General features: G+C 63.9%; 8 protein-coding genes. 7 read left to right on the top strand and 1 reads right to left on the bottom strand.

What is annotated here, in order from left to right; translation table 11 throughout:
• The first annotated feature begins 124 nt into the window (after positions 1–124).
• The 4 genes from EN781_RS19270 (at position 125) to EN781_RS19255 (ending at position 1,901) form a co-directional block, all read left to right on the top strand.
• Complete coding sequence (locus tag EN781_RS19270; RefSeq protein WP_126054750.1) at positions 125–439, top strand: metalloregulator ArsR/SmtB family transcription factor; 315 nt, start codon at positions 125–127, stop codon at positions 437–439.
• A complete protein-coding gene (locus tag EN781_RS19265) occupies positions 436–918 on the top strand; it encodes an SRPBCC domain-containing protein (protein WP_126054751.1) in 483 nt (160 codons plus the stop codon). The genes EN781_RS19270 and EN781_RS19265 overlap by 4 nt, the downstream gene beginning before the upstream one ends.
• A gap of 24 nt (positions 919–942) precedes the next feature.
• A complete protein-coding gene (locus EN781_RS19260) occupies positions 943–1,548 on the top strand; it encodes an ATP-dependent Clp protease proteolytic subunit (protein ID WP_126054752.1) in 606 nt (201 codons plus the stop codon).
• A gap of 68 nt (positions 1,549–1,616) precedes the next feature.
• Positions 1,617–1,901, top strand: coding sequence for a hypothetical protein (locus tag EN781_RS19255; protein ID WP_126059081.1), 285 nt, complete (start codon positions 1,617–1,619; stop codon positions 1,899–1,901).
• A 62-nt stretch (positions 1,902–1,963) separates the two neighbouring features.
• Here EN781_RS19255 and EN781_RS19250 read toward each other — a convergent pair whose 3' ends face one another.
• Complete coding sequence (locus tag EN781_RS19250) at positions 1,964–2,752, bottom strand: PhzF family phenazine biosynthesis protein (protein ID WP_126054753.1); 789 nt, start codon at positions 2,750–2,752, stop codon at positions 1,964–1,966.
• A 777-nt stretch (positions 2,753–3,529) separates the two neighbouring features.
• Between EN781_RS19250 and uvrA the strand changes: the two genes are divergently transcribed.
• From uvrA to EN781_RS19235, 3 genes are read left to right on the top strand one after another with little or no spacing between them, the layout of a single operon-like run.
• Positions 3,530–6,451 (top strand): excinuclease ABC subunit UvrA, encoded by a 2,922-nt coding sequence (uvrA, locus tag EN781_RS19245; RefSeq protein WP_126054754.1) that lies wholly within the window; start codon positions 3,530–3,532, stop codon positions 6,449–6,451.
• Between the two features lie 34 nt (positions 6,452–6,485).
• Positions 6,486–6,950 (top strand): GNAT family N-acetyltransferase, encoded by a 465-nt coding sequence (locus EN781_RS19240; protein WP_126054755.1) that lies wholly within the window; start codon positions 6,486–6,488, stop codon positions 6,948–6,950.
• 28 nt (positions 6,951–6,978) lie between these two features.
• The gene (locus EN781_RS19235; RefSeq protein ID WP_126054756.1) at positions 6,979–7,785 is read left to right on the top strand and encodes a DUF72 domain-containing protein; all 807 of its coding nucleotides are present in this window, start codon (positions 6,979–6,981) and stop codon (positions 7,783–7,785) included.
• Positions 7,786–7,854 lie beyond the last annotated feature (69 nt).

The following is a 7,854-nucleotide window of genomic DNA, read 5'->3' as shown; positions in this document are numbered from 1 at the left end:
GTGTTGGCGTCGCCGATCTTCGAGGCCACCTTCGATGGAGCGGCCGGGCTGGTGAGGCGCTGGCTTCCGCAAGGTTCGTAAACAGCGCTTGCCAAATCAATAAGTATCGACTTATGCTTCTGCCATGATCGAGGCAGAGATTTTCCGCGCGCTGGCCGACCCGACACGGCGCGCCGTCTACGAGCGGCTGGTCGCCAGCGAGATGACCGTGTCGGAGCTGCGCATCGGCATGACGGTGTCGCAGCCGGCGGTGTCGCAGCATCTGGCGGTGCTGCGCGGCGCAGGCCTGGTGGTCGAGCGGCGCGCCGGCCGCAATGCCTATTACCGCGCAGCGCCGGAAGGGCTCGAGCCGCTGCTCGGTTGGATCGAGCGCTACCGCGCGTTCTGGCCGGAACGCATCGAGAAACTGAAGACAGTTTTGAAGGGAATGGACCAATGACGGCAACCGAACGTCCTCCTGCCGATGCGTCGCTCAACTTCGAATGCGAGCTTACCGATCCGCCTGAAAAAGTCTGGCGCGCGCTGACCGAAGCGGAATTGCTGGCGGCCTGGATGATGCCGAACGACATCACTCCCGAAGTGGGCAGCCGTTTCGCCTTTGACGGGCCAGAGGCGCCGATCGAGTGCGAAATCCTCGAAGCCGAGCCCGGCAGGCTGCTGCGCTATTCCTGGCGCGAGCGGCCAAGCAAAGGCAATGGCGGACGGCAAGTGCCGCTCGACGGCCGATTGGACAGCATCGTCACCTTCACGCTCGACCCGACGGTTTCCGGCGGCACGCACCTGCGCATCGTCCATGAGGGCTTTGCGCGCATGCCCGCCGTCGCCATGGCCGGTGCCGGTTGCCGGCACGCCTTTGGCGCGGGCGGCACGAAACGGGCGATCGCGGCGAATGCGCCGCAGTTGCGGCGCGCGGCCTGAGCAAGGAACCAAGGGAGAGACGAAATGAGCGGTCTTGCCAATCTGGTGCCGATGGTGATCGAACACTCGAGCCGCGGCGAACGCGCCTTCGACATCTTCTCGCGGCTGCTGCGCGAACGCATCATCTTCATCAACGGAGAGATCAACGACGGTGTGTCGGCGCTGGTCTGCGCCCAGCTTCTGTCGCTGGAATCCGACCATCCCGACAAGGAGATATCGCTCTACATCAACTCGCCGGGCGGCGTGGTGACCAGCGGTTTCGCCATCTATGACACCATGCAGTACATCTCCTGCCCGGTGTCGACCGTGTGCATGGGCTTTGCCGCCTCGATGGCGTCCTTCCTGCTGATGGCCGGTACGCCTGGCCGGCGCATCGCACTGCCCAACGCCAGCATTGTGCTGCACCAGCCGCTCGGCGGCTTCCAGGGCCAGGCGTCCGATATCCAACGTCACGCCGAAGGCATCATGCGCACCAAGCGGCGCATGACCGAGCTCTATGCTCATCATTGCGGCCGCACCTACGAGGAGGTCGAGCGCACGCTCGACCGCGACTATTTCATGACCGCCGAGGAGGCCAAGGCCTGGGGTCTTGTCGACCATGTCTACGACACCCGCAAGAAGGCGGCATGAGGCCGGCACGCGGCAAAGTGATCGCGTGCGGTCTGGCATCGCTTCTGCGCCGCCAATATAGTCCGGCGATGACCAGCAAGCGTTCGTCCAGACTCCTGCGCATCGTCGCCCTCGCGACCGCGAGCATGTTGGCGGGCGCCGCCTTCGCCGATGACAGTTCGACACAGAAGGCTGCTCTGCCCGGCGTGAGCAGCGACTATCGCATCGCCAAGCCCGCCCCGCAGCCCGAGCCCGAGGACGCGCTGCCGGCCAGCGGCAACGGCCAGTTCAAGATCGGCGATACCGATGTCAGGATTTCCGGCAGCATAACCATCGACATGGCGACGGGTGGGATCAGGCCGCCGAGCCATTAAGGTGCTTTGAACGTCGGCGCTGCCGCCGCGTCGTGGAATGCGAGCGCCGCCAGCCGCTGAAATCAGATCTCCGCTTCGCCTTCGAGATAAAACACGCACTGCCCTTCGAGCTCGACACGCTCGCCAACCGCGCGGCACGTGATCTCCCCGCCTCGCTTCGATGCCTGATACGCACGCAACTCTGTCTTGCCGAGGCGCGGAGCCCAATAGGGCACCAGCATGCAGTGCGCGGCGCCGGTCACCGGATCCTCAGGAACTCCTTTCGCTGGAGCGAAGTACCGGCTGACGCAGTCGTACGCTTCATCACCTGCTGCCGTCACGATGACACCGGGTCGGTCCAGACGAGCAATCGCCGCCATGTCTGGCGTAAGTGAGCGCACAGTGCTCGCGCTGTCGAGCACCGCCATGTAGTTGAACGCGTTCACCCAGACTTCAACAGGTTCGACGCCGAGGGCATGCGCGAACCCCGGCGGGACCGCCGCGGCTTTCTCCGACGGGCGCGCCGGAAAGTTCAACACGTAGCCCGCATTCACACGCGTAACCACGAGCGGCCCGCTCTTCGAATGAAACACGACCGACTGACGACCCGGCTCGAGCCGCTCCATCACGACCGCCGCGCTCGCAAGCGTCGCGTGTCCACAAAGCGGCACTTCCGTGACGGGCGTGAACCATCGAAGCCGATAGTCGCTCCCCTCGCGAACGAGAAACGCGGTCTCCGCCAGATTGTTTTCGGCGGCTATGGCCTGCATCACCGCGTCGTCCGGGAAGCTGCCCATCGGCATGACCGCGGCGGGATTGCCGGCAAATCGCCGGTGAGCGAAGGCATCGAGCTGGAAGATGGGTGTACGCATGGGATTGAGATGGATTGAACTCACGGCCCACCAATCGCGCCATGTATCGGTCGACGTTGACGTAGGACGGGTGCGCCATCGGCACCGAGTGCCATCGCTGGCGCAAATTTAAGCCCCGCCGCTGCTTCTACAGTCTGACGGGGCTTTCATGGATCTGAAATCCAACTTTTGCCGGGAGTGTTCTGCCGGCGTTTGATTTCGGATGCTCCGCGGCGTTCAGCCGACGATCCGACTATGGTCTCTGATTGTTGGGAATCGGCAAGTCACGGTTTGTCGGGCAGCGCTCACGCCAAGCCCTGGCACTTATGCCCGCCGCGGCTCCATCATCGTGTGGAGCCTCAAGGGACTGTCCGGTGGCGTCATGCTCCGCTCCTGGGTCCGTTGCGACAATTGTCGTCCGAAGCGCAAATCGCAAAGCCTGCGGCGTCTCGCAGGCCACCTTTGGGTGGCGAGGCCATCGAAAGACGGCCGGCTCCGTTGACCCCCGGACACTGCTCCCGTGAGTCGGAGACGTCAACCGTTGAAAAGCCGATTAACGGAAAATGTGATCACCGGGAGGTTACGTCTAGGTCAGGTCGGGGCGGGATTTCCACACCGCTTTGTCAGGAGCGTGTTCGGCCTTTGTTCTTTCCGCTTGCCCGCCCGCGCGAAAGACGGTTAAACGCTTCTGTCGAGTGTTGTGGCGTCTCTCGACGTGGCGGGAAAACAACCTACATAGGGGATGGCCGGGGAACCCCGCCACTCCAGCAAATTCCAGACCTGAGGCGGCGACCGGCGATGGCCGACCATAAATACCTTTCCATTCGCGGGGCGCGCGAACACAATCTCAAGAACGTCGATCTCGATCTGCCGCGCGACAGCCTGATCGTCATGACCGGCCTGTCAGGTTCCGGCAAGTCGTCGCTCGCCTTCGACACCATCTATGCCGAAGGCCAGCGCCGCTATGTCGAGAGCCTGTCGGCTTATGCCCGCCAGTTCCTCGAGATGATGCAAAAGCCGGATGTCGACCAGATCGACGGGCTCTCCCCCGCCATCTCCATCGAGCAGAAAACGACGTCGAAGAATCCGCGCTCGACGGTCGGCACCGTCACCGAGATCTACGACTATATGCGGCTTCTGTTCGCGCGCGTCGGCATTCCCTATTCGCCGGCCACCGGCCTGCCGATCGAGAGCCAGACGGTCTCACAGATGGTCGACCGCGTGCTGGCGCTGGAGGAAGGCACGCGCCTGTTTCTGCTGGCGCCGATCGTGCGGGGCCGCAAGGGCGAGTACCGCAAGGAACTGCTGGAGCTGCAGAAGAAGGGGTTCCAGCGCGTCAAGGTCGACGGCGTCTTCTACGAGATCGCCGATGTGCCGGCGCTGGACAAGAAGTACAAGCACGACATCGACGTGGTTGTCGACCGCATTGTCGTGCACGGCGACCTGGCGACGCGACTTGCCGATTCCATTGAGACGGCGCTTAAGCTCGCCGAGGGCCTGGCCGTCGCCGAATTCGCCGACAGGCCGCTCGACGCCAGCCTGACTGGTGAGGATTCGGTCAACAAGTCGAAGAACGAGACGCATGAGCGCATCCTGTTCTCGGAGAAATTCGCCTGCCCGGTTTCGGGCTTCACCATTCCGGAGATCGAGCCCAGGCTGTTCTCCTTCAACAATCCGTTCGGCGCCTGCCCGACCTGCGACGGCCTCGGCAGCCAGCGCGCCATCGACGCCAATTTGGTGGTGCCCGACGAGAACCTTTCGCTGCGCGACGGCGCCGTCAGCCCGTGGGCGAAGTCGACCTCGCCCTATTACGCGCAGACGCTGGAAGCGCTGGGCAAGGCCTATGGCTTCAAGCTCGGCGACAAGTTCAAGGATCTTTCCGCCGAAGCGCAGGAGGCGATCCTGCACGGCACCGGCGAGCGCGAGATCACCTTCCAGTACGATGACGGTCTGCGCTCCTACAAGACGACCAAGACCTTCGAGGGCGTCATCCCCAATCTCGACCGGCGCTGGAAGGAGACCGAATCCGCCTGGATGCGCGAGGAGATCGAGCGCTTCATGTCGGCGACCCCCTGCCCCTCCTGCAGCGGCTACCGGCTGAAGCCGGAGGCGCTGGCGGTGAAGATCGCGGGAAAACACATCGGCGAAGTGACCGAGCAGTCGATCCGCAAGGCCGACCAATGGTTCACCGAATTGCCGGCGCAGCTCAACGACAAGCAGAACGAGATTGCGGTGCGCGTGCTGAAGGAGATCCGCGAGCGGCTGCGCTTTCTCAACGATGTCGGCCTCGACTATCTGACGCTTTCGCGCAATTCCGGCACGCTGTCGGGCGGCGAGAGCCAGCGCATCCGGCTCGCGTCGCAGATCGGCTCGGGCCTCACCGGCGTCCTCTATGTGCTGGACGAGCCGTCGATCGGCCTCCACCAGCGCGACAATGCACGCCTGCTCGACACGCTGAAGCACCTGCGCGACATCGGCAACACGGTGATCGTCGTCGAGCATGATGAGGACGCCATCCTGCATGCCGACTATGTCGTCGATATCGGCCCGGCCGCCGGCATCCATGGCGGCGAGATCATCGCGCAGGGCTCGCCGCAGCAGATCATGGCGACGCCGGCCTCGATCACCGGCAAATATTTGTCCGGCGAACTCGAAGTGGCGACGCCTGCCATGCGCCGCGAAGCGAAGAAGAACCGGCGCATCAAGGTCGTCGGCGCGCGCGGCAACAATTTGAAGAACGTCACGGCGGAAATCCCGCTCGGCACGTTCACCGCGGTCACCGGCGTGTCGGGCGGCGGCAAGTCGACCTTCCTGATCGAGACGCTGTTCAAGGCGGCCTCGCGCCGCATTATGGGCTCGCGTGAACATCCGGCCGAGCATGACCGCATCGAGGGGCTGGAGTTCCTCGACAAGGTCATCGACATCGACCAGTCGCCTATTGGACGGACGCCGCGCAGCAACCCCGCCACCTATACCGGCGCCTTCACGCCGATCCGCGACTGGTTCGCGGGTCTGCCGGAAGCCAAGGCGCGCGGCTATCAGCCGGGCCGCTTCTCGTTCAACGTCAAGGGCGGCCGCTGCGAGGCCTGCCAGGGCGACGGCGTCATCAAGATCGAGATGCACTTCCTGCCCGACGTCTACGTCACCTGCGACGTTTGCCACGGCAAGCGCTACAACCGCGAGACGCTCGACGTGCTGTTCAAGGGCAAGTCGATCGCCGACGTGCTCGACATGACGGTCGAGGAAGGCGTCGACTTCTTCGCTGCCGTTCCCGGCGTGCGCGACAAGCTGGAGACGCTGAAGCAGGTCGGCCTCGGCTACATCCATATCGGCCAGCAGGCGACGACGCTGTCCGGCGGCGAGGCGCAGCGGATAAAACTCGCCAAGGAACTGTCGCGCAAGGCGACCGGCAAAACGCTCTACATCCTCGACGAGCCGACCACCGGCCTGCACTTCCACGACGTCGCCAAGCTCTTGGAAGTGCTGCACGAGCTGGTCGACCAGGGCAACACGGTGGTGGTCATCGAGCACAATCTCGAGGTCATCAAGACCGCCGATTGGGTGCTCGACCTCGGCCCCGAAGGCGGCGACGGCGGCGGCGAACTGGTCGCCTCCGGCACACCGGAAGCGATCGTGCGCGAGAAGCGCAGCTACACCGGCCAGTTCCTCAAAGAACTGCTGGAGCGGCGCCCTGGAGGCAAGCGCGAAGCGGCGGAGTGAGTGCGCAAATCGTCAGTGCCTGGAGAGCGTTTGAATGACATTCAGAGAGGCGCTTGCGGCGGATCTCCCCGCCGTCGTCGCGCTAACCACCGCCGCCTATGCGCCCTACACCGCTCTGCTCGGCGCGCCGCCTATGCCGGTCACGGAAGACTATGCGCCACGCATCGAGCGCGGCGAGGTCTGGCTGCTGGAGGGCGGCGCTGAGCTTGCCGGGCTGATCGTGCTCGAGCGCCATGCCGACCATGTCATGATCTTCAGCGTGGCCGTGTCGCCTGCGTTTCAAGGCAAGAAGTTGGGCATCGCGCTGCTCGACTTCGCTGACGAGCAGACACAGTCATGGGGTCTGCCGGAGGTGCGGCTCTACACCAATTCGCGGATGGCGCGGAACATCGCGCTCTATACGGCCTATGGTTTCCGGGAAACGGGTCGCCGGGCCCACCCCTACCGGCCAGGATGGATTGTGGTCGACATGGTCAAGCCGGTCGACCAAGCCGCCTGATAGCCTTTTTGAAACTGGGAGGATGACAATGGCCAGCCAAGGAACGATCCGCTCGGGCATGGGCGGCTGGACGTTCGAGCCGTGGGACACGTCTTTCTATCCTGACAAGCTGTCCAAGGCCAAGCAACTCCAATACGCCAGCCGGCAGGTGCCGAGCATCGAGGTCAACGGCACCTTCTATTCCAGCTTCAAGGAGCCGACCTTCGTCAAATGGGCGAACGAGGCGCCTGACGGTTTCGTCTATTCGCTGAAGGGCAACCGCTTCGTCACCAACCGTCGTGTGCTGGGCGAAGCCGGCGAGTCGATGATGCGTTTCCTCGGCTCCGGCGTTGCCGCGCTCGGCGACAAGCTCGGCCCGATCCTGTGGCAGTTCGCGCCGACGAAGAAGTTCGATGCGGACGATTTCGAAGCCTTCTTGAAGCTGCTCCCCGAGAAGCAGGACGGCGTCGCACTGCGCCACGCGCTGGAAGTCCGGCACGACAGTTTCATCATGCCGGAATTCGCGGCGCTGGCCCGCAAGTACAAGGCGGCGATCGTCTATGCCGACCACGCCAAATATCCTCGGATTGCCGACGTCACCGGCGATTTCGTCTATGCGCGGCTGCAGACCGGCAGCGACGACAATCCCGACTGCTACACGCCGAAGGCGTTGGATGAGTGGGCGGCGCGCGTAAAAACCTGGGCGGAAGGCAAGCAGCCGGCAGACCTGCCGCGCGCCGATGCCAAGACCGACGCGCCGGTCAAGCCGCGCGACGTGTTCGCCTATTTCATCACCGAGGGCAAGGTGCGCGCACCGTTCGGCGCCATGGCGCTGATGAAGCGCGTGACGGGCTGACGCGGCAAAATCTCGGTATCTTCGCGGATATCGTAACGGTATCGACACTTCCTTGCGGCACTAATAGCC

The organism is Mesorhizobium sp. M4A.F.Ca.ET.090.04.2.1 (assembly GCF_003999085.1).
Lineage (GTDB): Bacteria > Pseudomonadota > Alphaproteobacteria > Rhizobiales > Rhizobiaceae > Mesorhizobium.
Note: the sequence above shows the minus strand (reverse complement) of the source record. Positions and strands in the feature narration are given on the sequence as shown.

Coding starts and splice junctions, on each gene's coding strand:
- EN781_RS19270 (WP_126054750.1), top strand. CDS start 125: ATGATCGAGGCAGAGATTTTCCGCGCGCTGGCCGACCCGACACGGCGC.
- EN781_RS19265 (WP_126054751.1), top strand. CDS start 436: ATGACGGCAACCGAACGTCCTCCTGCCGATGCGTCGCTCAACTTCGAA.
- EN781_RS19260 (WP_126054752.1), top strand. CDS start 943: ATGAGCGGTCTTGCCAATCTGGTGCCGATGGTGATCGAACACTCGAGC.
- EN781_RS19255 (WP_126059081.1), top strand. CDS start 1,617: ATGACCAGCAAGCGTTCGTCCAGACTCCTGCGCATCGTCGCCCTCGCG.
- EN781_RS19250 (WP_126054753.1), bottom strand. CDS start 2,752: ATGCGTACACCCATCTTCCAGCTCGATGCCTTCGCTCACCGGCGATTT.
- uvrA (WP_126054754.1), top strand. CDS start 3,530: ATGGCCGACCATAAATACCTTTCCATTCGCGGGGCGCGCGAACACAAT.
- EN781_RS19240 (WP_126054755.1), top strand. CDS start 6,486: ATGACATTCAGAGAGGCGCTTGCGGCGGATCTCCCCGCCGTCGTCGCG.
- EN781_RS19235 (WP_126054756.1), top strand. CDS start 6,979: ATGGCCAGCCAAGGAACGATCCGCTCGGGCATGGGCGGCTGGACGTTC.